The 24,625-nt window shown below is 60.9% G+C and carries 19 protein-coding genes; 7 read left to right on the top strand and 12 right to left on the bottom strand.

Features of this window, described 5'->3' with window-relative positions; all coding sequences use genetic code 11:
* The 4 genes from IH881_15925 to IH881_15910 all read left to right on the top strand — a co-directional run.
* Window positions 1-968, top strand: a 968-nt coding sequence (locus IH881_15925) for a tetratricopeptide repeat protein (GenBank protein ID MCH7869184.1), incomplete at its 5' end; no start/stop codon positions are given.
* A 357-nt stretch (window positions 969-1,325) separates the two neighbouring features.
* Window positions 1,326-2,354 (top strand): acyl dehydratase, encoded by a 1,029-nt coding sequence (locus IH881_15920; GenBank protein ID MCH7869183.1) that lies wholly within the window; start codon window positions 1,326-1,328, stop codon window positions 2,352-2,354.
* Window positions 2,355-2,401: 47 nt separating this feature from the next.
* Window positions 2,402-3,628 carry a CoA transferase gene (locus tag IH881_15915; protein MCH7869182.1) on the top strand — a complete coding sequence of 409 codons (1,227 nt, stop codon included), beginning with the start codon at window positions 2,402-2,404 and terminating at the stop codon, window positions 3,626-3,628.
* Window positions 3,629-3,718: 90 nt separating this feature from the next.
* Window positions 3,719-4,063 (top strand): DUF861 domain-containing protein, encoded by a 345-nt coding sequence (locus tag IH881_15910; protein MCH7869181.1) that lies wholly within the window; start codon window positions 3,719-3,721, stop codon window positions 4,061-4,063.
* Between the two features lie 134 nt (window positions 4,064-4,197).
* Here the strand turns inward: IH881_15910 and IH881_15905 are convergent, their stop codons facing one another.
* From IH881_15905 to IH881_15870, 8 genes are all read right to left on the bottom strand, one after another.
* Complete coding sequence (locus tag IH881_15905) at window positions 4,198-5,784, bottom strand: NAD(P)/FAD-dependent oxidoreductase (GenBank protein ID MCH7869180.1); 1,587 nt, start codon at window positions 5,782-5,784, stop codon at window positions 4,198-4,200.
* Between the two features lie 62 nt (window positions 5,785-5,846).
* The gene (locus IH881_15900; GenBank protein MCH7869179.1) at window positions 5,847-7,433 is read right to left on the bottom strand and encodes an NAD(P)/FAD-dependent oxidoreductase; all 1,587 of its coding nucleotides are present in this window, start codon (window positions 7,431-7,433) and stop codon (window positions 5,847-5,849) included.
* Window positions 7,434-7,507: 74 nt separating this feature from the next.
* Entirely contained in the window at window positions 7,508-8,707 is a 1,200-nt protein-coding gene (locus IH881_15895) for an aminomethyl transferase family protein (GenBank protein ID MCH7869178.1), read from the bottom strand.
* Between the two features lie 84 nt (window positions 8,708-8,791).
* Window positions 8,792-9,652: a phytanoyl-CoA dioxygenase family protein gene (locus IH881_15890; GenBank protein MCH7869177.1), complete on the bottom strand. Its 861-nt coding sequence runs from the start codon at window positions 9,650-9,652 to the stop codon at window positions 8,792-8,794.
* Window positions 9,653-9,654: 2 nt separating this feature from the next.
* Window positions 9,655-10,272, bottom strand: a complete 618-nt coding sequence (locus IH881_15885; GenBank protein MCH7869176.1) for a TetR family transcriptional regulator C-terminal domain-containing protein — start codon at window positions 10,270-10,272, stop codon at window positions 9,655-9,657.
* A gap of 149 nt (window positions 10,273-10,421) precedes the next feature.
* Window positions 10,422-12,098, bottom strand: a complete 1,677-nt coding sequence (locus tag IH881_15880; GenBank protein ID MCH7869175.1) for a formate--tetrahydrofolate ligase — start codon at window positions 12,096-12,098, stop codon at window positions 10,422-10,424.
* Window positions 12,099-12,350: 252 nt separating this feature from the next.
* Window positions 12,351-13,556, bottom strand: a complete 1,206-nt coding sequence (locus IH881_15875) for an aromatic ring-hydroxylating dioxygenase subunit alpha (GenBank protein ID MCH7869174.1) — start codon at window positions 13,554-13,556, stop codon at window positions 12,351-12,353.
* Between the two features lie 654 nt (window positions 13,557-14,210).
* A complete protein-coding gene (locus IH881_15870) occupies window positions 14,211-14,408 on the bottom strand; it encodes a hypothetical protein (protein ID MCH7869173.1) in 198 nt (65 codons plus the stop codon).
* A 475-nt stretch (window positions 14,409-14,883) separates the two neighbouring features.
* Here IH881_15870 and IH881_15865 point away from each other — a divergent pair, with 475 nt between their 5' ends.
* Complete coding sequence (locus tag IH881_15865; protein MCH7869172.1) at window positions 14,884-15,576, top strand: hypothetical protein; 693 nt, start codon at window positions 14,884-14,886, stop codon at window positions 15,574-15,576.
* On the opposite strand, the gene IH881_15860 is transcribed toward IH881_15865, so the two are convergent.
* The 3 genes from IH881_15860 to IH881_15850 form a co-directional block, all read right to left on the bottom strand.
* Entirely contained in the window at window positions 15,562-17,511 is a 1,950-nt protein-coding gene (locus IH881_15860; protein MCH7869171.1) for a S9 family peptidase, read from the bottom strand. The two genes, IH881_15865 and IH881_15860, sit on opposite strands and share 15 nt — an antisense overlap.
* Window positions 17,508-17,996, bottom strand: a complete 489-nt coding sequence (locus IH881_15855; GenBank protein MCH7869170.1) for a hypothetical protein — start codon at window positions 17,994-17,996, stop codon at window positions 17,508-17,510. The genes IH881_15860 and IH881_15855 overlap by 4 nt, the downstream gene beginning before the upstream one ends.
* A gap of 209 nt (window positions 17,997-18,205) precedes the next feature.
* Complete coding sequence (locus IH881_15850; protein MCH7869169.1) at window positions 18,206-19,357, bottom strand: aromatic ring-hydroxylating dioxygenase subunit alpha; 1,152 nt, start codon at window positions 19,355-19,357, stop codon at window positions 18,206-18,208.
* 83 nt (window positions 19,358-19,440) lie between these two features.
* On the opposite strand from IH881_15850, the gene IH881_15845 reads away from it, so the two are divergent.
* Window positions 19,441-20,877, top strand: coding sequence for an FAD-dependent oxidoreductase (locus tag IH881_15845; protein ID MCH7869168.1), 1,437 nt, complete (start codon window positions 19,441-19,443; stop codon window positions 20,875-20,877).
* Between the two features lie 7 nt (window positions 20,878-20,884).
* On the opposite strand, the gene IH881_15840 is transcribed toward IH881_15845, so the two are convergent.
* Entirely contained in the window at window positions 20,885-23,305 is a 2,421-nt protein-coding gene (locus tag IH881_15840; GenBank protein ID MCH7869167.1) for an FAD-dependent oxidoreductase, read from the bottom strand.
* Between the two features lie 746 nt (window positions 23,306-24,051).
* Between IH881_15840 and IH881_15835 the strand changes: the two genes are divergently transcribed.
* On the top strand, window positions 24,052-24,625 hold a 574-nt coding region (locus tag IH881_15835), incomplete at its 3' end, for a hypothetical protein (protein MCH7869166.1).

The following is a 24,625-nucleotide window of genomic DNA, read 5'->3' as shown; positions in this document are numbered from 1 at the left end:
TTACGCCGACGGCACTGCTGGTTCTATCCCAGGCGCTGTGGTTCACGGTCCCGATCATTGCCCGGAGCGAAGGCTTTGGCATCGACACCGTCGCCTTCAACTTGGTCGATGCGCAGTACTCCTTTTGGTGGATCGCCTTCGCACACTCGGTTCAGTACCTCTGGGTGACCCGTTACTTCGCCCGCTCCGGCGGTGCTGGCCGCCACTACTTTACCCGCGCAACATTCGCTGGCTTTGCCGTCTTCGGCCTGCCGGTGCTGATCTTTTCGACTACGGGCCTAACTCCAGTGCCTTACGACGCCGGCCTGTTCCTGCTCGTGAACACGGCCGTCAATCTCCACCACTTCATCCTTGACGGCGCGATCTGGAAGCTGCGCGACGGCGCCGTTGCCCGGGTTCTGCTGCGCCCGGTCGAGCCGTCCAAACAAGTGGATCCGGGGAGCCGCGGGCTTCCCTGGCGCCGCATCGCGGTCGTGGTGGTCGCCAGCCTCTACATGGTTCAGTACGTCGTGAACGCGGAGGAGAAGGAGTTCGGAGTCAATCGCGCCGACGGCGCTTCCGAACGACTGCGTTCGGCCGAGCGACGTCTCGCGCGCATCCGCCTGCCGAGCCCGATGGTGAGCGCGAGACTCGGCATCGCCCTTGCGAACGATGGCAAACTCTTGGAAGCCGAGGCCGCGCTCGAGAGAAGTATCGATCAACGCGCTTCGGCGCTGGCGTGGACTGCACTCGGCCAGGTGCGGGCGCGGCAGAAGGACTGGCCCGGAGCCGAAGAGGCGCTGACACAAGCGATCGCGCTCGAGCCCGATCAACGCTCGGCACTCCATGAACTCGGGCAGGTGAGGTTCACTGCGGGAGATGCTGCCGGGGCCATCGCGCCACTCGAGCGAGCACTCGAGTTGTCGGCTGGAGAAGTACGCCGCAATGTGGCGTTGCTGTTAAAGCGCGCGCAGAGCGCTGCGCAGTAGGACCGGTCCACCCCAGCATCTCGGAACACCGTCAGGGGATGCGCAACCGTGTTAAGGCCGATCGCATGGGACAGCGCGTGTCGCGCAACAGAGCGGGTCGGCGCCCGATAATCCACCTTTCCGTGGATCGGATACTTAACACATATAACAGCTCTGAGCGGCTATACTGGAGTGTCTTGCCGTTTCCCATTGTTTGCGGGGCGAATATTAAACGATGCTAAACGGGAGCTGAATCGCTCGGGCTGGATGGCAACGCGACGAGCCAGCGCGGAATACGGAAGCCGGTAACCAAGAATCGCAGTGGGAGAGTCAAAATTGAGTGGTTCCATATCCGAAGCCAGCCCCGCGAAGCCAACCATCGTGGTAGACCGCCCGTACTTCGAAGATCTCGCGGTCGGTCGGGTCTTCGACGATGCCCCGGCGGTCACCCTGACGTCTGGCCATGCGGCCTTTCATGCAGCGCTCTTCGGCGACCGACTGCGTCTCCCGCTCTCCGAGCCCCTCTGCCGTGCGGTCACCGATAGCGGTCACGCCCTCGCCCACCCAAACCTCGTCTGCAACATGGCGATCGGCCAGACCACCACGCCCTCTCAACGCGTCCTGGGCAATCTTTTCTATCGTGGCCTGGTGCTGCAGCGCCCGGTGTTCATCGGCGACACCTTGACGACTACGACCGAAGTCGTGGCGCGTCGGCAAAATCGCACGAAGCCGGGTCGCGACGCCACCGGAATCGTCGTGCTGCAGGTTCATGTCGAAAACCAGCATCGAGAGACCGTGCTGCACTTCTGGCGCTGCCCGATGCTGCCGTGTCGCGACGCGGCCTCCGAACCCGAAGCGACTATAGACCCCGTCGACATATTGAGCGCGATTCCCTCGGAACTCGACATGGACGCCGTGCGTGCCGCCGTCCCGAGCAATTGGCGATTCGATGTATTTCGTTCGTTTGCGACGGGCCCGCACTTCGCTGACATCGAAGCCGGAACCCAGTACGTGATCGAAGCCGCCGACACGGTGACCACTGCCCCGGAGCTGGCTCGTCAGACCCTGAACCTCGCTCAGGCCCACACCGACGCGACGGCCAGTCCCTACGGCCGGCGCCTGGTCTATGGCGGCCACACGATCTCGATGGCCTCGGCTCAACTCAGCCGTGCACTCCCCAACTTGCTGACACTGATCGCCTGGCGCAGCTGCGATCACCGGGCGCCGGTGTTCGAAGGGGATCGGCTGCAGACCGAGGTAGAGATCACCGACACCCACGAGCTTGAAGCCGGCGGCGGACTCGTAGATCTACACGTCCTCGTGTCTGCGGAACGCGGCCCCGACTCACCGGAACCGGGAAAGCGCGAGTGTGTTCTCGATTGGCATATGCTGGCCCTGATGGCCTGAGCGAAAGCCAGTATCTGGCACCACAATGATTTGAGAAAGGGATAGTCATGAAGGGAATACTAAGTGGAATGCGGATCGTCGAAGGCTCGGCGTTCGTCGCCGCCCCGCTCGGCGGTATGACACTCGCGCAACTTGGCGCCGATGTGATCCGCTTCGACCCGATCGGGGGCGGACTCGACATCGACCGCTGGCCCGTAACGATAAACGGCGGGCGCAGCCTGTTCTGGGCCGGCTTCAACAAGGGCAAGCGCTCGATTGCAGTCGATATCCGATCACCGCGCGGGCAGGAAATCCTCACCCAGCTGATATGTGAGCCGGGCGAAGACAGCGGCATGTTCCTCACCAACTTTCCGGCTCGCGGCTGGCTGAGCTACGAGCGATTGAAGCAGAAGCGCCCTGACCTCATCATGGTCAACATCACCGGCCATCGCGACGGCAGCAGCGCGGTCGACTACACCGTCAATTCGTCCGTGGGCTTTCCGGCGGTAACGGGCCCGAAGGACGACCCGCGGCCGGTCAATCACTTGCTGCCCGCATGGGACTGCATCACGGGCAAGCTGGCTGCGGTTGGGCTGCTGGCGGCGGAGCGCCACCGGACCCGCACGGGCGAAGGCCAGCTGGTCAAGCTCGCACTGTCGGACGTTGCCCTGGCCATGCTCGGCAACCTCGGGAAGATCGGCGAGGTCATGATCAACGACTCCGATCGCCCGAAGGACGGCAACTACCTGTACGGCGCATTCGGTCGCGACTTCGAAACCCTGGAGAGCAAGCGGCTGATGGTCGTCGCGTTGACGCCCTCACAGTGGACCAACCTGTGCAAGGCTACAGAACTCGGCCCAGCCTTTGATGCACTCGGCGCGCGCATGGGGCTGGATCTCTCGCAGGCGGGCAACCGCTTTCGGTTGAGGCGAGAAATCGCCGAGATCCTGGCACCGTGGTGCCACACCCGGATGATGAGCGAGGTGCGCGAAATCTTCGATATGCACAGAGTGTGCTGGTCTGAATACCGTACGATTCGAGAGGTGGTGGAGAAGGATCCCGATTGTTCGACCCAGAACCCCATGTTCGAGATGCTCGACCACCCGGGGATCGGTACATTGCTAACCCCGAGTTCACCTCTGGTGTTCGATGCTCTACCGCGCCAGTCCGCCGTACGCGCGCCAGAACTCGGAGAGCACACCGACGAGATCCTCGCGGAGATCCTCGGTCTCGGGGAAGGCGAAATCGGGAAGCTGCACGACGAGCGTATCGTGGCCGGACCCCCGAAGTCGTAAGCACCGCGCCAGTTCTCATTGCGCTCAGCTGGCGCCGACTACCAGACTCAATCAATGCTCTCGGTGAGCATCAAAACAGGAGAAACGACAATGCCCGAAATCAGCCTTCAGCAGCAGTGCGCTGCCCTCACAGACCTCGTTCATGCGGATTCGTTCGGTGAGCCGATCGGCTCCCTGCCCGAGCAGACAGATAGTGGCTTTTTCGAAGCAGGAAATTTGTGCGCGGGAACCTGGGAATGTGCGCCCGGCAAGCTGCAGCTCGATCTGGAAATTACGGAGTTCTGTCACCTGCTGAAGGGCCACTGGGTACTGACCTCAGAATCCGGTCAGGTGACTGATATCAAGGCTGGTGACAGCTGGGTCTTCCCGCGCGGCTGGAAGGGGACGGCTGAAGTCGTGGAGACCGTGCGAAAGGTCTACATGATCATCAGCTAGGTTGCGTCGGGAAGAGAAATGACACGGCGCGAGTGAGCGACTCGCGCCGTGTTTTTACTGTGTTCTTACTGTGTAGTTAGTGGCGTAGTTAGTGGCGTAGTTACGGGCGTAGTTACCGGCGCAGCGCCTCGAACCTATTGCTTCGAGTCCCTCAAAATCTCGCGCGCCGCATTGTGGCCGGGCACGCCGGTGACACCGCCACCCGGGTGGCAGCCAGCACCACACATATACAATCCGTCAAGGTGCGATCGGTACTGGGCGTAGCCCGGAATCGGTCGCATGTGGAAGAATTGGTTGAGAATCATCTCGCCGTGGTTCGGGTTCCCTTCGGGCAGGCCGTAGATGCTCTCGAGATCGTGCATCGAGATCACGTGTCGCTGCTGAATGAGGTCGCGAATGTTGGGCGCGTACTCCGCCAGGGTGTTCACGACGACGTCCGCGAAGGCTTCCTTCTCCGTCGCCCAATCTCCCTCGCGGAGTTCGTAGGGACCGTACTTCGCGGTGATGGACATGAGGTGTTGTCCAGCGGGAGCAGCGCTCGGATCCAGAACCGACGGGATCAAGACGTCGAGGAAAGGCGATTCCGAATACCGACCGTACTTGCTGCAGTCGTAGGCTCGCTCAATGTAGTCGAGCGAAGGCGCGATCTGGATCGGCGCGCCGAGCTGCGCGGAAGAGTCCCCGCCAGCAAGAGCCGTGAACTGCGGCAAGCCACTCAACGCGAGATGGATACGCAGCCCCGAACCCTTGCACTTGATGTTCGCCACGTGCTTCAGCAGGCTCGTGCCCAGGGTGCGGGGGTCGAGTAGTCGGTTGAAGGTGGTGCGGGGATCGGCATTCGAGACGATCGTCTTCGCAGTCAACAATTCACCGTTTTCGAGCTTGACTCCGGTTGCACGCCCGTTTTCGACGGTGATGCTCGCCACCGGCGCGTCGGTTCGGATCTCCGCTCCGAAGCCCTTGGCCGCGGTTGCAATCGCGTCGCACATTGCACCCATGCCACCTTTGACGACGCCTGACGAACGGAACAGGCCGTTGCCGCTGAGCGCCCAGGAGTACAGCATGGTGTAGGCCGTGCCCGATTCCTGCGGGCCGAAGGTAATGCCCAAGCAACTGTTGGCGCCGATCGCTCCCTTCACCGCACCGGATTCGAAGTACTCGTTCAGGATATCCGCGGCGGGCATCGGCATGATGCGCAGCAGTTCCGTGACTCGCTTGCGACCGAGTTTGCGCCCCGGGCGAAGCAGCCCGATGGCTCCGCGCAGATCACCGAAAGCCACTTCGGGGAGATCCAGGGGTGTCATGTGTCCCAGTGCGCCCACGACGCCCGCCAGGGCTTGCATGAGTTCGAGGAACCCGGGGTAGGCTTCGGCATCGGCCTGCGAGAAGCGCGCGATTTCCTTGACGGTCTTCGCAGTATCGCGGTAGATCGTAAGGCTCGTACCGTCGGGTTGCGGGCAGAAGGCCACTACGTCCGAGTCGATCGTCGCGACGTGGGAGTCCAACTTGAGGTCGCGTCGGACCTTGGCCGATAGATAGCCCCTGCCGTCGGCCACGCTCGAGACGTTGAAGCCGGGAAAAATTTCTTCGGTGACAGCGGCGCCACCGACGATGCTGCGCCGTTCTAGAACCAGGACCTTGCGGCCGGCTTTCGCGAGGTACCCCGCGGTTACCAACCCGTTGTGTCCCGCTCCGATGATGATCGCGTCGTAGTTACTCAAGGGATTCTTTCCTATATCGAATTGCGTGAAGGTGATTCATGAAAGCGCGCCGGATTCAGGGGCTAACTGGGGAGCTTCCCACCGAGGATCTCTTTCGCGGCCAGCCTGCCCGGCATGGCCATGATGCCGCCTCCGGGATGGGCGCCTGATCCACACTGCCAGTAATTGCGAATCGGTGTCCTGAAATCCGCATAACCGGCAACGGGGCGCAGGAAGAAGAGTTGGTCGAGAGTCAACTCTCCGTGAAAGATGTTCCCCTCGGTCAGGCCGAAAGTCTGCTCCAGATCCCACGGCGTGAGAACCTGCTTGTGCAAGATGAGGTCCTTGATGTTCGGACAAAATTCTTCAATGGTGTTGATGACCGCGTTGCCGAAGGCCTCTCGCTGTTGATCTCGGTCGCCGTGCTGGTCCATGTTGTAGGAGCAGTACTGCACGAAGACCGACATCATGTGCTTGCCGGGCGGTGCCATCGTGGGATCGCACATCGAGGGGATGCAGATCTCCATCGCTGGCCGTTTCGAGAAGCCGCCGTACTTGGCGTCGTCGTAGGCCTGTTCCACGAAGTCGGTGCTTGGGCAGATATCCACCGCACCGTTCATGAACCGGGTGTCCTCCATGCCGGTAAACTTGGGCAGCCCGTCGAGGGCGATGTTCACCTTGCCCGACGATCCCCGGAACTTGAACTTGTCGATGGCGCGGACAAAGTCGCTGGGCAGTTCCTTCTCTTCGACCAGCTTGCGGAAAGAGACGTGCGGATCACAACCCGTGGCGATCGTCTTGGCGTAGAACTCGTCGCCGTTTTCGAGTGCCACACCCACGGCGGTGCCGTTCTTGATGATGATCTGCGCCACCGGTGCGTTGACCCGGATATCGGCGCCGAACTCTCGGGCCGCACTCGCGATGGCTTCACTCACCATGCCAGTACCGCCCTTCTGGGCGCCCCAGGCCGAGAACGCGCCATCGAGATCACCCATGTAGTGATGCAGCAGCACGTACGCCGTACCCGGAGACTTCGGCCCGAGCATCGTACCGATCACGCCGCTCAGGCTGTGCATGGCGCGGATGATCGGGGTCTCGAAGAACTCCCCCACGAAATCATCTGCGCTCATCGTCATGATCTTGGTGAGCTGATGAAACGTTTCCCTGCCGAGGCCGTTCAGGTGTCCGCCAAAATCCTTCAGCGTGCTGAGGTCGCTCAAGCTGGGGGCCGCCATGTTCGGTGGCTTGTAGCTGAGAATGGGCTTCACGGCGAAAGCCATTCGATACATCATGTCTTCGAACTGCTCGGCTCGATCCGCGTCTTTCTTGGAAAAGCGCCGGAACTCTTCGCGAGTCTTGTGGGGATCGCTATAGGTGACCAGGCGATCGCCATTCTCCATCGGCAGGTAGACGTGCTCCTGGGGATGGATCTGGAGTCCGTGCTTGCTCAAGTTGAGTTCGCGCGTCACCTCGGGACGCAGCAGGCTGACGACGTAAGAGCACACCGAGTATTTGAAACCGGGATAGATTTCTTCGGTGACCGCTGCTCCACCCAGAACGTATCTGCGCTCGAGCACCAGCACCTTTTGCCCCGCCTTGGCGAGGTAAGCCGCGCAGGTCAAGCCGTTGTGTCCACCGCCGACGACGATTGCATCGAATGTTTCTGCCATGTTTTGCCTCTGCTGAAGTTCCGTATTCTTGCTGATGAGTTTCTAGAGTTCTGCCAAGTGTTGCGAGTCGGGTCTCAGGACCTTTTCCTGGCCGGGTTGAAGAAGGGCATCTTGACCACTGTCGCCGGGATGGAAAAGGACTTGGCCTCGATATATTCCTCGATCCAGAAGCGCGATCCGAGCTTTGCGTGCTGGGGCAAGATTCGCGCGATCGCGATGTACTTCTTGAGCAGCGGTGACCACATACCGCTGGTGCCCCGGCCGATCAGATGCGCTTGTGCTTCGTCGGAGTAGATCGGCACCGCTTCGTTCCACGCTTGCTCGGGCAGGTGAAGGGGCATGCCGAACTCTTTGAAGCACTTCTCGATCCAGGTGACGTCGAGTTCGATGCCCACGGTATTCCACCTCGAAGTGCCGTTCGCCTTCTCTTTGATCAGTGCATCGCGGCCAATGAAGTAATCGCCGTCGAGTTTGACCATCCAACCGACGCCCAACTCGAGGGGCGAAATCGTCTGGACCTCGAAGAGGGTTTGCTTGGCGGAGATGAACTCGACATCGATCTGCAGCAACCCGGCCTCGATCCGCGCCATATCGAGGGCGACCAGACCGCAGGGACGCGCCTGGTAATCCGGGGCCAGCGCCATCACGGCGTCCCAGATCGTTACGGCATCATCGGGCCGCATGAAGACCTCGAAGCCGAGGTCACCGGTATAGCCGGTCCGTGAAATCGACGCCGGCACACCGCACACTTCAGCTTCCGTGCATTGGAAGTACTTCAACGCCGACACGTCGGCGCCGGTCAGCTTCTGCAGGAGATCCCGGGAGGTCGGTCCCTGCAGCGACATGCCCACCAGTTCTTCGGACACATCTTCAAGCGTGGCGTCGAAGTCAACGGAATTGTCGATCAGCCATTCGAGGCACGGGAGAGTCGACATCAGCCGAAAATGATTTTCGGCGATATGGAAAATCGCTCCGTCGTCGACGACCTTGCCGTTATCGTCGCACCAAACTGTGTAGAAGGCGCGTCCCGGGCGAGACGGCGCCAGGTTGCGCACGACCATGCGCTGCAGAAGTGCCTGGGCGTCGGGGCCGCGCACCTCGTATTTGTGCAACGGCGAGACATCGAAGAGCCCGCACCCCAGACGGATCGTGTTGTATTCCACGAGCGGGTCGAGGCAGTACATCGTGGCCGTGAGAAAACCTTCCCAGTCTTCCCAGCGCTGTCCTTCATTCAGCGCAGATGTGCGTGAATGAAAGGGGGTTAGTCGCGTCATCTCGTCTCCTTGGCAAGTACTGCTCTACCGGGAAGCTGTTTACCCGGAAAATGAATTTTGATTCCGTTTCTGCGTGTTGATGATTCAAGCGGGTGACAACCGCTCGCGGACATCTTGGTAACTGATTCCCGAACTGGACTTTTCGAGATCCGGCCGTATGGCCGCAATGGGGTCGCGACCCCCATCGATGAAGCCGAGGCTATAGGCGCCGAACGAATATCCCATGAGCCGAAGCAAATCTTCCGGGAGCGACTGTAAAACATCCGAGGGCACGCTCAAGTACTGATTCTCTTCCTGGCGGAGCCAACCGAGGGAATAATGAACGATGAGGCCCGGGCGAGGGGAATCGCTCCGGTTTGCGCCGGCTCCGTGGTATAGCGAGCCCGTGTAGAGCAGGACGGAGCCCGCTTCCATCACCGCCGGCTCGGTGTCGGCCTGCGAAAACTCGAGATTGTTTTCCAACGTATGAGACCCCGGGATGACACGGGTCGCGCCGTTTTCTTCAGTAAAATCCGTGAGAGCCCACATCGTTGCGCAGGTCGAATCGTGGCCGACGGGAAACGGGAATAGATCGAAAGCCCACTGGTCCCGGTGAACGGGTTGCGCTGCCGCCCCGGGTCCGACGTCGATGACCTCCGCGATGTGCAATTGGAAAGTCGTGGCGTGGGAGAGCGCGTGCGCGGCGATCTCGAGAATGGTGCTGTTCATGATGATCTCGCGCGCCTTCGGCGAGCGCGCCACGATCATTCCAGCACTCCTGGTCTCAGGGCTCGTGAACTCGTCATCGCCCCTGGGTGCGGTCTCGATGTAGGGAGCCATATCGCTTCGAACCTGAGAGATCGTCTCGCGATCCAGCACGCGATCGAGCACGACACATCCGTCGCGATCCAGCACGTCGGTAATTTCGTCGGTCGGCGCGTCGGCCGGCAGGTGAACAAGGGGCATGGCTAGTTCTCTTCCGTCCCGTCCGCAGGGGAACGCGCTTCCCGCTGTAGCCCCTCGACCAACATGTGCGCGGTGCGTCGCGCTGCCTTGAGCCGGTCGTCCGGGAAACCCAGCGCGTGCAGGAGATAGGCGCCTTCGATCAGGGCGTACATCGTGTAGGCGGTTTCGCGCACGCGTTCGGGCGCGGCGTCGGGCACGGCCTTCAGGAGCAACGAAACGGTGAATTCCTCCAACGTCACGAACAACCGCCGAAGCTGTCTCCGCACCTCGGCGTCCTCGTAGGAGGCGGCGCTGAATTCGTCCACGAGTCGGTCGTAGTGGGGTCGGGCGAAGTCGGGGCTCAGCAAGAAGTCGAGGATCTCGGCCACATCCGCGTTCGACCCCCGCGCGGCCTGTACCTCGCGGACCTCGGCCAGGTACCCGTCGACGATCCGTTCGACGAGTCCGGCGAGCAGGTCTGACCGGGTGCGGAAATAGTGATGAATTGTGGTGCGATCGAGCCCTACCCGGCCGGCTACCCGCGCCAGCGAGGCGGACGCGAGTCCGTCTTCGAACACGATTTCTTCGCAGGCGTCCAGGATCTGGCTGCGGCGAACGGCTTGAAGACTCTTGCGGCCCATGGAGGCCTCCCAAAAAAGATCCACACTGAGTGGATATATTCCGAGACATCCTCTCTTTTGTCAACACTGCGTGGAAAAATAATGCAATGTTTCCGGGCGATTAGCGTTGGGCCTCCGACCGCTGGCCGGAGGCCGGAGGTGCCAGAGGTTTAGAAGAGTCCGGTGATTCGACCGTTCTCGTCTACATCGATGATTTCTGCGGCGGGTACCTTCGGGAGCCCCGGCATCGTCATGATGTCTCCGCAGTAGACGATCACGAACTCGGCGCCTGCGGCGAGTCGCACGTCTCGCACGGTGAGGTCGAAGTGCTCGGGGGCCCCGAGCAGTTTCGGATCCGACGAGAACGAGTACTGGGTCTTCGCTATGCAGACGGGCAGGTGGCCGTAACCGGCCTTCTCGAGGTTGTGCAACTTGTTGCGCACTCGCTTGTCCGCCTCGAGCTCCCGAGCGCCGTAGATCTTCTGCGCCACGACCTCGATCTTCTTCCAGAGCGGCAACGAGTCCTCGTAGAGGTAGGTGAAGTCCGAAGGAACTCGATCGATGATGTCGATGACCGCTTCGGCGAGCTTGATCCCGCCCTTCGAGCCGTGTTCCCAGACCGTGCTCTCGATCACCTCCACCCCGAGGTGAGCACACTTCTCCATCGCGAGCACGACTTCTTTCGGCGTGTCGGCGGAGAACCGATTCAAGGCGACGACCAGCGGAAGGCCGAAGGAGTGGATGTTGCTGATGTGACGTTTGAGGTTGGCGAGGCCGGAGGTCAGCGCTGCGAGATTCTCCTGGGTGAGTTCGTTCTTGGGCATGCCGCCGTTCATCTTGAGCGACCGAATCGTGGCCACGATCACGACCGCATCGGGCTTGAAGCCGGCCTTGCGACAGACGAGATTCATGAACTTCTCGGCGCCGAGATCCGCTCCGAAGCCCGCTTCCGTAACCACGTAGTCGGCCATCTTCAGCGCCGCGCGGGTTGCGATGATCGAGTTGGCACCGTGGGCGATGTTGGCGAAGGGACCGCCGTGCACGAAGGTCGGCGTGTGTTCGATCGTCTGGACCAGGTTCGGGCGAAGGGCGTCCTTCAGCAGTACCGTCATCGCTCCATCGACTTTCAGATCGCGAACGCATACCGGCTTTCGATCATAGGTATGTCCTACGACAATGTTGCCGAGCCGTCGCTTCAAGTCACTGAGGTCGTCGCAGAGGCAAAAACACGCCATGACTTCCGATGCAACCGTGATCTGGAACTCATCCTGACGCGGCACCGAGTTGTTCACGCCGCCCATGCCGATCGCAATATTGCGCAGTGCGCGATCGTTCATGTCGACGACTCGCGACCAGGTAATGCGCCGGGGATCGATTCCCAGGTCATTGCCGTGGTGGATGTGATTGTCGAGAACCGCAGAGAGCAGGTTGTTCGCCAGACCGATGGCGTGGAAGTCTCCCGTAAAATGGAGATTGATCTCCTCCATGGGCAGCACCTGGGCATACCCGCCTCCTGCCGCACCCCCCTTCATGCCGAAGCAGGGACCGAGGGAGGGTTCGCGCAGACACAGCATCGCGTTTTTGCCGACGGCCTGGAGAGCGTCAGCGAGTCCAATGGAGGTGGTGGTCTTGCCCTCACCGGCCGGCGTGGGACTCATCGCAGTCACGAGAATCAGTTTTCCGTCGCCGTCGCCGTTCTTCTGAAGGTCGATACATTTTTCACGGGTGAGCTTGGCGATGTAGCGGCCATAGCTCTCGAAATCGTCTTCCTGCAGCCCCGCTTGCTTGGCGATCTCGCCAATCGGCTTCGGCGTGGCGCTCTGCGCGATTTCGATATCAGAGGGGATGACTGCTTTGGACATGGTGCTTCTCTCCCTGCAGGGCTCGTGTATGAGTAAGGCCCGACATTTACAATTCTTTGGGGTCGGCGGACAACGCTATCAATCGTTAATCGGGTAGTTCCAGCGGATTCATCGGCGTCCAAGGGCGGGCGCAATCGACGTTGTCTCGCTTTTGCCGTTTTCGGCCGGGCGCCAGTCTAGCGCACCCCTCAAGGCCCTTGCCCCCAGCGCCTCCGGGGGATCGGGACTCTCCACGCTTCAGGACTGAGGCTCCGTCGAGATACCCGCGAGATACCACTCGACGAACTGCCTCGTGGGTTCTTCCATCTTTGTATAGGGGCCGGGTGTATAGAAGCTGGAATTGATCCCTCTCTGGTTGTTCTCGATGATTCGTTTGTCGGCGATCGTCGTTACGTCCCATAGCCATGTCAGGGCGTCCAGTTCGTAGTCCTTGCCTTCTACGGCATCGCCATTCACGAGCCAGGAGATATCGCAACGCGATTGCAGGGGCGAGGTCGGAACGAAGCGATAGGTGACCACATGGTCCGAGTACGCGAGAAAAAATGTCAGTGGGCCGACCTGGAAGTCCGACGCGATCCCGCCCGCTCGTTTCAGATTCCCGAGCAAAGGCGCCACCAGCTTCCCGTCCTCGCTCCCGGTTTCGTATCCATCCAACAGCGGATAGTGATCGTACATTCGGTCGTTGCCGAAACTGCCCGAGTCGGCACAAGTGCGACTGAATCTCTCGGTAACCAGGCCGATACTTTCTGCACACTCGTCCATGCCATCCCAGAGAGCCTGGTGCTTCTCCTCGGGAACCGCCAGGCTGTGCGACAGTGAATACTCCGGATGGGAGGGACGGCAGTGGAAACACTCCGTGTAGTTTTCGACCGCCAGCTTCCAGTTCGCATCGACGGGATAGCTCGTCTCGTGGGCGACCTTGGCGTTTGCGAGTCCATAGGGGGCAAGACATGCGTCGAGGTCGTGTTCGATCGGATCGAAGTTGTCCGCCGTATTGTCGAAGTTGATGAAGATCAGGCCGTGCAGGATGCGAGCCTGGATTCGCTTGAGCCCATAAGCCGCCCGGTCGAGCTCCCCATCGGCGACACGTGCCGAGCGCAGCTTGCCGCTGAGATCATAGGTCCAGGCGTGATAGGGGCAGACAAACGCGGGCACGTTGCCAGCATGCTCGAGGCAGACTCGTGAGCCACGGTGGCGGCAGACGTTCAGCAGCGCATGGACTTCGCCGTTCTTCTGTCGGATCACGATGACCGACTCAGCCGCGATTTCGAACAAGAAGTAGTCACCGCGATCAGGGATCTGGCTGCAGTGTCCGGCATAGATCCAGGCTCTCAGAAAGATCCGGTCGACTTCCAGTTCGTAGATCGCGGGATCGGTGTAGAAGGGCTGCTGCAGCGTGAAGCCGGGCTTCTGGTTGGCGATCAGTTTCGAGAGATCAAGCATTGCATTCTCCGTTTTCACCGGCGGTCGACGGGGCGATGGTCGCCAGAGCGCCGACAAGCAGTGAAAACAAGGGGCGGGGCGAGTTCTTCGATTTCGCAGACCACCGGTCCGATCCCGAAATCGAGGGTACAGCGAACTCGAACCGGGAAGCACCCAGCGTACCCGTGGACATGGAGACCAGCGCCTCCCGCCCGTTGTACCGCTGCCAGAGTAGCGCGGAGACCAATGGGTCAGCAAATGGCGCCGAGGCGGCCGCGGGCGAACCAGAGCGTGAACATAGGAATTTAAAGCTGAGATTTTGCAGTGTCCAACAAGTACCAGTGCGACAACTTGCCCGGAATTCCGGGTAAATTTCGCCCCGATCCGGGCCGAAGGCCCGGGGGATTGGGCAGTTGCTCGAGCAGGCGCTCGGGCGGGTCAGACCGTTGAATTTGGCGACGGGCGAAGGGGCCGTTGCAATGGCAGCGGCAGCGGCAGGGGCAGATCATCGGGGGCTTCAGCGATGGAGATCGTTGCAGGAGTCGTTGCTGGGGCGGCGAGTATGGCGGCGAGTGCGACTGTGGCTGTTTTTACAGCTAAATTGTTACTGCTAGTTGTTGCTGCCAGGTCTGTGGCCGTGCTGCACCCTTGACGGGGAGACGGCCGGTCCTTTCTCTATTCAAAGGTTTCGTCGGTAAAGTTTCCGCACAGTCTGACGCGGTGCGATTTCAGCATCCGCAGTGCTGTGGCGGTCACTTCTCGATCGTCAGCGGTTTCTTCGCAGAGCGCGGAAATCAGTTCGAGCAATGTCACGCGCAGGTGTCGGGTCGGTGTCGCATTGGGGAGCAACTGGGCGAGTTGAGAGTGGACCATGTTCGAGTCTCCTGGAGCGGCTTGCACGTCCCGGTTCGTCGGCGTCTTGGCTGTGGGGTGAGTCCCGGTATCGCCGGCGCCTTTTGTTGGCTGACTCGAAACATTGCATGACTCGTGCCAGCGCGACGGACTTGCCCGCCAAACGGAAAAACTGCGCTCTATCGGTGACTTGGAAGCTAGTCAGCCGCCATCGATACAGACGGCGGTGTGCCAGAACCGACGCAGATGGTACGACCGAGATGTACCATTGGGGGCTGAGCTGCGCGCTAGTGATATTCGAGCCTGATTCTCAATCGCCCCGCGAGGGGGCCGATGGTATTCTGGTTCCATGACTCATACTCGAACTCTATCGGGATTTGACGTTCGTCGTCGTGGAACCACGAGAACTACGAGTGGAAGCTCTGCTCGGCGGCGAGCGATTCGCAGCGTTTTTTTGTTGGTGATTGGGAGCGCATTCGTAGCGACATCTTGCTCGATGCCGCCGAAGCACGAATACGAGCTGGCTCCTGGTCAGGCCTTCAGCTCTGATATCGAGACGGTCCTCCTGATTCCGATTAACGAAACCGAGAGAATTCCCAGCTATCTGGAGAAGGGTCAGGAGGACGTCCTTCGCCTCATTCGCGAGCACCTACAGGCCCAAGGATTGACGGTGGAGACGCTCGAAGCCGAAAAGTTTCAAAGTGCCGTAACAGCCGCCCGTCGTCGCGCGCGTCGTAACTCCATGTCGCTGTCCGAGGACTACGTTCGTACAGACATGACTCTGTCGGGCCTGATCCCCGGGATCATCGAAAATCTGATATCTAGCGCCGATCTCGTGGTGGTTCCGAACATGGTGCTCCGCGATGGCGAGGGCATTGGTGGTTCCGTGCGTTGGGATGGCGTAAGGCGCCGCGTGCCGTCCACGAGAGGGGGGGCGACGTTGAGCGGTACATTTCAGGCTGCTTCGCTCCGCTTGGAGATCTTCAAGGCCAGCGGAGCGAATGTCTTTGGCGGCTATGGGGGACTCGACGTCTTGTGGAGTATCAATTATCGCAACTCGAGAATGGAGCTGATGAACGATCGCATGGAGGACGAAGCGAATCTTCGCGAAGGCGTGTGCGTCGCCTTTTATCCCTACTTTGGCGCTGGAAAGGCCTGTCGAGGGGTACCGTTCCTAGGGGCCAGGTGAGATGTTCCGGTCGTCGACAAAAGTACGTGACGGAAAGAGGTACCTCGTCAGATATCGTCTGATCGAGCGCGTAATTACGATCCACTCCCGTCGGTCGGGGGAATGCTCCCCTCCTCGAATTTCGAGAACCTCGTGCTCCTTCCCGAGGAGATCGAGCATCAGCAGCAGGCGATGCGCGTGCTCGGGAACGACGCGGCGATCTTTCGTTCCATAGATGACGTACACCGGAGTCTGCATTCGCCGGACATCGTAGACGGGGGAGATTTCGACGAGACGAGGCCGTTCGGTCTCGACGTCCGCAAGTCTCTCGGTGAGGAGTCGAAGATTGCGCTCATCCTCAGCGATGTCGCTGCTCTCGAAGAGGAGCGGCACGTCGGTCACGCCGTTGATCGTGACGGCGCAGCGATAGCGCTCCGGGTGCCGCAGGATGCTGGCCAGGGCCGAGAAACCGCCGTAGCTGCCGCCTACGATGCAGATCCGATCCCCGTCGATTTCGGGCCTCTGCACGATCAATTCCACGGCGGCGTCGATGTCGTCCTCGATCCCTCGCGCCCACTCCCTCCTTCCTGCCTCTTTGAACGTTCGCCCATACCCGGACGATCCCCGGTAGTTGACCTGCAGAACCGCAAAGCCCCAGCTGGCAAAGTACTGGACAAACGGGTCGTAGACCTTGCTGTCCCGCGCGTCGAACGGGCCCCCGTGTGGAATGACGACGAGCGGCGCGGCGTCCCCGCCGAGGTCGCTCGGGACGGTTAGGAATGCCTCGACGCGCGTTCCGTCCTGCGATGTCACTTCAATGCTCTGAACATCGGAGAGTTGGCTCGCGTCAAGGTCTTCAGCGACCTTCGCAACAACCACCGCCGACCTGGTCGATGCATCGCAGAGATACCATGTTCCGGGGTTTGTCGGGCTCGAGGCTTTGACGGAGTAGATCCGTCGGTCCGCGCTGCGGCTGAAAACCGCTCGCGAGTCGGAACTTTTGTCACCGCAGATTCCCTCGACATCTCGGTCTAGGTAGTGATAACGCCGCTGCCCTCCGTCCTCGTAAACCGCGGCGATCAGGTCTCCATGGATCGGATCAAACAGCACGTCAGTCACGTCTACATCATCACGACCGAAGATTCTCGCTCCGAGCGTTCCTGACTCCGGTTCGAATTCATGGATCCCCATCGTGTCGTGACCGCCGTACGCGAGCACGATTAATGCTTCACCACCCGGAGCTACGCTTTTCGGGTAGATCTCGTTCCCACTATCCTCCTCGAAGCTGTAAACCACTCGAAAGGATTTTACATCGACGGCGCGGGTCAGAATCTCGAGCGTTCCGTCGTCGTCCCGGAGCGCGGCACGCGGGTTTCCGCTTCGGTCTACGACCCAGTCAGAAACGGATCCGCGGATCGTGCCGAGGGTTTCTCCGAGGTGCATCACCCTCCCGTCCATTTCACCGCGGTAGTCGATGAGGTCCTGTAATTGAATCCGCTGAACCGAACTCTTACTCGGATACCTGACCTGCCAAAGCACGAAGTCATCGACGAGCGGAAGTGGATCGGCGAGCCCACCCGGCGCTCGGATCATGTGTCGCTCGATTCGAGGCTCGCCCTCCTGCTCATAAATGCGCGCGACCAGAACGGAAGAATCCTCTGTGAAGATGACGACGAATCGATCCTTGCCGACCCAGTAGACTGCGTGAATCGCGTCCTCAGTGCCGAAGACAGCGGTGGCTCGTTTGGACCCCAGCTTCTGCGCGATCAGACCGTGCATCTCCCCGTTCACCGCCCGGGCGAGCGCCCAGTCTCCGCTGGGGCTAACCGTGACACCGTTGATACGCAAGGCGGGAAAGAGGGTTTCGGCGGCGAGCCCACCGGCCGACGTCGGCAGCCCGATCGAGACTGTCGCGATCGCGCCCCAGAGCGAGAGCAGGCGGCAACAGTGCTTCAACGTTTCCCCTCGAGCACAGCACTGCGCTCCCGGCTGTAGTAGTCGAGGAATCCATCCTCGCTGAGTCTTCCGAATCGGAGGGGATGGCTCGCCACGACTTCCGCGTCTCGATCGCTCAACATTCGGATCGCCATCGCGACGTGATTGCGGCTGCTTACGTCGATGCGCTCGCGCGTCCCTCGGACCACCAGAGCTCCGCCGTAGTTGACGCTGCCCCGCTCGACTTCGAAACGGAACTCGTCATCCGATGTGAGGTAAAGTTTTTGGTGTCGCTTGATCCGGCCCGTTGATCGGAAGCGGATATTTTCATTCGTATCGGAGCGTTCTCTTCTTTGGTGCCCGGGCAGGTTGATGAATTGCAGTGCAGTAAAGCGATAGGAACCCGCGATAGCCCGCACTAACCAAACGTGGTGCCCCACGGCAATTCCGCTGGCGATTGTCTCCCCATTCAGCTCGATCCCGGCGATCGGTACGTCGGTGTCCACGTGCAGAATGAGGAATCCCTCGTTCGACCCCAAGGTCACAACCGCGGACGAATCGAGCGGTCGAATTCCCGTGGCACAACTTGCCAATAGGAGCGAGAGCGACATCGTCAGCACAAATTTCGAGAACTTGGTCAGGTCCTACTCCTCGTCACGGGTGTTCCGATGCGGGGCGGTGCGAAGTTGCAAGCATACGACATTCGACGCCCGCCTCACCCGACGCCCGCCAAGAGCTTCCGCGCCCAAAGGCGTTGGAAGCGCCGGTTGGTCCGATCCCAGGCTTGGGTGAGCTGCGTCTCGCCGCCGACGTCCATCGAGCGCGTCAATTGCAATCCGGCGAGCAGCACGGCGTCCTGATCGTTGATTTCGATTGCCGAGCGGTACATCTCGTCGCGTACCTTCGCGAGGTCTTCCGTCTGCGACGCATCGGAAACCAGATAGTTGGCGAAGGTTTCGTGCGTGACTCCGGGGGACTGGGGGCGCAATACGATTACCTGTTGATTGTCCGGCTCGACCAGCAGCAGGGTATTGGGAAAGATCGAAAACACCTCGATGCGCAGGGTGTCGTCCGCGGCCAGACCGGAGAAGCGCGGAAGCGGTGACTCCGCCTGTCCCGAGCCGTCTCCGTAGCCTTGGGGCATGAAGAAGCCGACGATGTCGTCGGATACTTCGACGTCCTCGGTCCCCAGCGCCCCGCTGAAGCCGCCGCCGATCTGCGAGTGCAAGACGGGCAGGTGGTAGGCGTCGATAAAATTCTCCGCCGCGAGCTTCCAGTTCGCCTGGATCTCGTACTCGTCCGAGGACAGTGGCCGAAGCTCACTGGCGGTCCAGTTGGCGAGGCGCTCGTCCAACGGGCGAATGAAGTCCTCGAAGCGCTGGGCATCAGAGGAAAGGTTCACGAACACGATGTCGCGCCAGACTGCGGTTCGCAGCGAGAGCAGCCCGAGCCCTGCTCGCTCCTCCGCAGAAGGGCGGCCGTCTCCGTGGCGATGGAAGTGCGCCGCCGAGACGAGTTCACCGTCGAGCCCGTAGCTCCAGGCGTGGTAGGGACAGACGATGCGTCCTCCCCGTGCGCTGCACTTTTCGGTCGCCAGAGGCGCTCCGCGGTGACGGCACAGGTTGTAGAACACGCGGATCTCATGGTCTCGATCGCGCACGACCAGCAGGGATTGCCCGGCGATCCGCACGGGGAAGAGGTCTCCGCTTTTGGCCACGTTCTGGCCGCACGCTACGCTGAGCCAGGAATTGCGGAGCAGCGTCTCGGCTTCGACGGAGAAGACGTCTGCATCTCGATAGGCGATACCGGGCAGGGGGCGACCCTCGTCATAGCTGGCCCGGATCTCCTCGAATGGATGCGATCCCATAGTGGTCTGGCTGATCCCCTTGCGAAATTGGATTCTAGTCTACCGTCGGCAGCGTGGTACTGTCAGCATTGAGGAGGACAGCCATGACCGTCGATCGTGCCACGCTGCACGGACCCGAGGTCGCCTCGCTCGAATCCAGATCCTGGTGGCTCCGCGAGGCTCTGGCCGCAGACCCCGGAACTCCGTGCCCGCCTTTGCAGGGTCGAGTGCACGCCGACGTTGCCATTGTCGGTGGGGGTTACACCGGAATGTGGACGGCCTATCACCTGAAGCAGGCCGACCCCGGTGCGGAGGTCGTGTTGCTCGAGGCCGATATCTGCGGTGGCGGTCCCAGCGGCAGAAACGGCGGCTTCATGTACGGGCTCTGGAGTGACTTCTCGGTGTTGGAGGATCTCTTCGGCGCGCAGGAGGCGGCCAGAACCTGTCGCGCCTCCGAGACCGCCGTCGATTTTGCGGTAGACCTCTTCCACAAGGCCGACATCGACATCTGGTTCAAACGCGCCGGTCATCTCAACGTTTCCACGTCTCCTATGTTCGATGATGCGCTCGACGAATACCGGGAACTTCAGTCGCGCAAAGAGTTCCCGGAAAACTTCTATCAGCTGCTCTCGGCTGCAGAGGTTGCCGACCGATGCCGGTCGCCGCAGTTCCGTGCCGGGGTCCTGGAGGTTAGCGGTGCCACGGTGCAACCCGCGCGTCTGGCCCGGGGACTGCGGGCTCTGATTCTCGACGCTGGAGTACGCATCTACGAAGGAACGCCGGTCGATAGCATCCAGGGCGGCTCACCGGTCCAGATCGTTACGCGCGCCGGTGCAGTCACCGCCGAACAGGTCGTGCTCGGTCTGAACGCCTGGTCGAACCAACTCCCCGGATTTACCCGAAGCATCATTCCGCGGGCGAGCCACATCGTCCTTACCGAGCCGGCACCCGAGAGACTTCAAGAGATGGGGTGGACGGGAGGTGAGGGGCTCGGCGATTTCCGTGCAACGCTCAATTACATTCGCACCACTCCCGATGGTCGGATCGCATTCGGGGCCGCCACGGCGACTCCCGGTCACGGCGCGGAAGGCCGCATGTCGAACGACACGTCGTGGTTCAAGCGTCTCGAAGAATCGCTTCACAGGTGGTTCCCCGCGTTTCGCGGCGTTGGCATCGATTCAGCGTGGGGCGGGCCAATCGACGTCAGTGCTCACCATGTTCCGTTCTTCGGGTCGATGTGGGGCGGGAACGTCCACTACGGGATGGGCTTCACCGGGGGTGGCGTAGGTCCATGCATCCTCGGCGGTCAGATTTTGTCTTCGCTAGCCCTCGGCAAAAAAGACGAATTCACTTCCTTGCCCCTCGTGGGGTTCCGTTCGAAGCGGTTCCCACCGGAGCCGTTCATGTACATCGGTGCGAAGATCACCCTCGAGGCAATCCTCCGCACGGACGACGCATGGGAAGCCGGCGAATCCGGCAACTTCTTGCTCAAAGCAGTGGCCAGGTTGCCGCGGCTCTTCGGATACAACCTCGGCCACTAGCAGCCTGCTAGCTTAGAAGGCGCTCGTTCTTCGGATCGTACAGTTGCTCCTCGACAACCTTCGCGGAGCGACGTGAGCCGAGGATCGTTACCTCGAGTTCGGTTCCGTCTTTGACGTACGCAGTGGGCAAGTAGGCCAGGGCGATCGTCTTCTCGATGGTATGCCCGTAGCCTCCTGCCGCGACGTAGCCAATCAATTCGTCACCTGCCGTCACCGGCTCATAGGCGTGAGGATCCGCGTCGTCGGCGTCGATGACGAGGCAGGCGAGCTTGTGCGCGACGCCTCGTTCTTGTTCGCGCAGTAGCGCGTCGCGACCGATGAAGTCTCCCTTGTCCAACGCGACGAAGCGCTCCATGCCGGCCTGGAGTGGCGACCAATCGGCCGTCATGTCGACGCCCCAAAGCCGATACGCCTTTTCGAGTCGCATCGAGTCCAGTGCCCGGTAGCCCCAGTCGACAATGTCGAACTGAGCGCCGGCTTTCATCAACAGATCGTAGATGTATCGCTGGTACTCGATGGGATGGTGCAGCTCGTAGCCGAGTTCACCGACGTACGAGAGCCGCAGCGCCCGAACGGGTGCCATGCCTACGTGGAGTTCCTGGCAGCGGAAGAACCGGAATGCCTTGTTCGAACAATCATGGTCCGTGATCGCCTGGAGGACCTCGCGCGAGCGCGGACCCGCCAGGGTCAGGACGCCGTAACGGCTGGTGATGTTCTCGAGCAGGACGCTGCCGTCGTTGGGCAGGTGGCGCGCGATCCACGCGTGGTCATGGCGCTCTGTTGCCGACGCCGAGACGACGTAGAAGCGATCATCCCCCAGCTTCGTCACCGTGACATCGCATTCCACGCCTCCGCGCGGAGTACACATTTGTGTCAGCGCGATTCGACCCAGGCGGGTCGGAAGCTTGTTGGCGCAGAGTCGATCGAGGAAGCGCACGGCGCCGGGCCCCGATATTTCGTACTTTGCGAAGCTGGTTTGATCGAGCACACCCACCCGCGATCGGACTGCCTTGCACTCTTCGCCAACTGCCGCGAACCAGTTCCCGCGTCGGAACGAATACTCGTCCTTGGCTGGCCCGTTCTTGTCGAACCAAAGCGGCCGCTCCCAGCCAAAGCGAGCGCCGAAGACGGCTCCCTTCGAGGCCAGGTGGTCGAAGAGCGGGGTCGTCTTCAGTGGCCGACCGGCGGGTCGTTCCTCTTCGGGGTAATGGATCGCGTATTCGTACTCGTAGACTTCGATCGCCCGCTCGGCGACGTACTTTGTCGAGCTGGCGTAGTCGTCGAAGCGCCGCACGTCGACTTCCCACATGTTGTCGCTCGGCTGTCCGTCCACGATCCACTCCGCGGCGTACTTTCCGGCTCCGCCGCCGAACACGATGCCGAAGATGCTGAAGCCGGCGAGCACGTGGTAATTCTGGAGACCCGGCACCGGACCCATCAAGCAGTGCCCGTCCGGGGTGTAACCGTCGGGCCCGTTGACGATGCTCTTGAGCCCCGCGTCGCCGAAGGACGGAACCCGCTCGGCAACGGCCGTGAGCACGTCTTCGAGTCGATCCAGATTGGGCTCGAGGAGATCGCTCTTGAAGCTGTCGGGAACGCCGTTCACTGACCACGCCACGGTGTCTCGTTCGAAGGGTCCGACGAGTAGCGCGCCGCCTTCCTCTCGAATGTAGAAGGAGGCATCGGGGTCGCGCAGGACGGGCAGTTCGTTCTTTAATGCCTTGACCTCATTCATGGGTTCGGTGATGAGGTAGTGGTGCTCGATCGGTACGATCGGAAGTTCCAGCCCGACGAGCTTGCCCAGCTGACGCGCCCATTGGCCCGCAGCATTGACCACGATCTCCGCTCGTATTTCGCCCTTCGAGGTTTGGATTACCCATCCGTTTCCGTCGTGCTCCATTGCAGTCACGGAAGTCTGGCGCATGATTCGGGCGCCCTTGGCAGTGGCTCCCTTTGCGAGGGCATGGGTGAGCCCGGTCGGGTCGACGTAGCCGTCGCTCGGCAAATAGGCGGCGGCGAGGACGTCCTTCGTTTCGGCCAATGGGAAGAGTTCGCGCACTCGCTCGGCCGAGATGATTTCGAAGGGAACACCCAGCTGATCTGCGATGCCTTTGCGGTGTGCAAACTCGTCGAGTCGATCCTGGGTGGTGGCGATCCGCACGCTTCCGCAACGATGGAGGTCGACCGCTTGCCCCGTTTCTGCTTCGAGGGACTCGTACAAGTCCAAGCTGTACTTGAGCAGCTTCATCAAGTTGTAGCTCGGGATGAACTGCGTGCAGAGACCCGCCGCATGCCAGGTGGAACCGCTGGTGAGTTCGTCCTTCTCCACCAGCATGACGTCGCTCCACCCGAGTCTCGTGAGGTGATAGAGCAGGCTGCAACCCGCCACGCCTCCGCCGATGATGACGACCTTTGCTTCGCTCTGCATGGATCCGAACTCCTGACTGTTTCTGTTCACGATCTATCGGCGGGGGAAAATATCGCTCGCCGAGATTGAGTTGATATTACGCGCGTGCTTGTGCCCGGCTCGGACACAGGCCGCGATCGTTCCGTCTGCAATTGTTCGATTGCGGTGACCGGTGGGCTCGCTTGAATGCAGGCCCGGAAAACTGGGATATTCGCGTCGACTCTGCCACTGGTTGTGAGATTTTGAGTGATTTTACTCCGGGCTGGATTTTCGGCCCCCGCCGAGCGAACCCTGTATCTATATATACTGCGAGATACCTGCCGTACACATGCGCCTGGTCCATCGCTTGGCGCGCTATCGCACACCGACAGGGCATGTATTTGTGCGGCGCACGTGCCTACCCCGGGGGAAGTGCGATAGGTGTTCCAGGGCAAGACACCGCTAGCTAAATTCTGAACGATTCAGAGTAAGTATCGTCGCAGCTACCGGCGATCCGCCAGACAGCGGTGAGCCGGGGCAGCTAGCGGCACCCGACGATCCGCCGCGGGCAGACACCGAAATCGGTTGCCATTGAGGATAATGTTCTTGACCCCGGGCGCCCGGGCGGCACATAATTCCGGCAAGAACAGAAGTGGTTCCGCGCTCTTTTCCCTGACGGGCTACCAGAGTGTCGCGGGTCCGATGCCGATTCAACGGCGCGTTGAGTTCGGACTCCGGTCTTCGATCATCACAGAGCACCGTCAAACTGTTCAATTAGGAGATTTGAAATGAAGTCTTTGCGATCAATACTCACGTTACTGCTCTCGATGAGCACCGCGCTGTTGCTTGCCCAATCCGCCGCAGCAATGGGCGGCCAGGGCGGCGGCGCCGCCGTGGTGATCGGCTCAGTCGTTCTCACCAATCCCAACGCTCCGGGGGATAATTTCATTACTGCCGAGATTGTCGGCGGGGGATTCCTGGGCGGCAGTTTCCTGGAGGTCACCCTGAACGGTGACGCCGTCGCCGTCCCCGAGGCGTCCGAGACGACGATCATCGCGAAGATCCCCAAAAATACGCCGGATGGCGACTACACGCTCACCGTGACGACTGGCGCTCAGAGCAAGCAGACTGACTCCACCACGATCGGCCTGGGGGGCGAAATGATCGTCTCTTGTATCAGCTGGTTCAGATCGGGTCCGAAAGACGAGCACGTCCATACGGAGATTCACGTCGAGGACGAGAACGGGGATGCCGTCATCGGCGCAATCGTGACCTGGACATCCGAGAACGACACGGTCGGCGTCTACCAGACGAACGTCAGCGCGACAGGCGATCACGACGGGCACGCTAAGGAACTACTTA

The organism is Myxococcales bacterium, from assembly GCA_022563535.1.
Lineage (GTDB): Bacteria > Myxococcota_A > UBA9160 > UBA9160 > UBA4427 > DUBZ01.
This window is presented reverse-complemented; position numbering and strand designations above follow the sequence as displayed.

Excerpts from the sequence above, each read along its gene's own strand:
- IH881_15915 (MCH7869182.1), top strand. The coding sequence starts at position 2,402 with ATGAAGGGAATACTAAGTGGAATGCGGATCGTCGAAGGCTCGGCGTTC.
- IH881_15910 (MCH7869181.1), top strand. The coding sequence starts at position 3,719 with ATGCCCGAAATCAGCCTTCAGCAGCAGTGCGCTGCCCTCACAGACCTC.
- IH881_15900 (MCH7869179.1), bottom strand. The coding sequence starts at position 7,433 with ATGGCAGAAACATTCGATGCAATCGTCGTCGGCGGTGGACACAACGGC.
- IH881_15895 (MCH7869178.1), bottom strand. The coding sequence starts at position 8,707 with ATGACGCGACTAACCCCCTTTCATTCACGCACATCTGCGCTGAATGAA.
- IH881_15890 (MCH7869177.1), bottom strand. The coding sequence starts at position 9,652 with ATGCCCCTTGTTCACCTGCCGGCCGACGCGCCGACCGACGAAATTACC.
- IH881_15885 (MCH7869176.1), bottom strand. The coding sequence starts at position 10,272 with ATGGGCCGCAAGAGTCTTCAAGCCGTTCGCCGCAGCCAGATCCTGGAC.
- IH881_15875 (MCH7869174.1), bottom strand. The coding sequence starts at position 13,556 with ATGCTTGATCTCTCGAAACTGATCGCCAACCAGAAGCCCGGCTTCACG.
- IH881_15870 (MCH7869173.1), bottom strand. The coding sequence starts at position 14,408 with ATGGTCCACTCTCAACTCGCCCAGTTGCTCCCCAATGCGACACCGACC.
- IH881_15865 (MCH7869172.1), top strand. The coding sequence starts at position 14,884 with ATGCCGCCGAAGCACGAATACGAGCTGGCTCCTGGTCAGGCCTTCAGC.
- IH881_15850 (MCH7869169.1), bottom strand. The coding sequence starts at position 19,357 with ATGGGATCGCATCCATTCGAGGAGATCCGGGCCAGCTATGACGAGGGT.
- IH881_15845 (MCH7869168.1), top strand. The coding sequence starts at position 19,441 with ATGACCGTCGATCGTGCCACGCTGCACGGACCCGAGGTCGCCTCGCTC.
- IH881_15840 (MCH7869167.1), bottom strand. The coding sequence starts at position 23,305 with ATGCAGAGCGAAGCAAAGGTCGTCATCATCGGCGGAGGCGTGGCGGGT.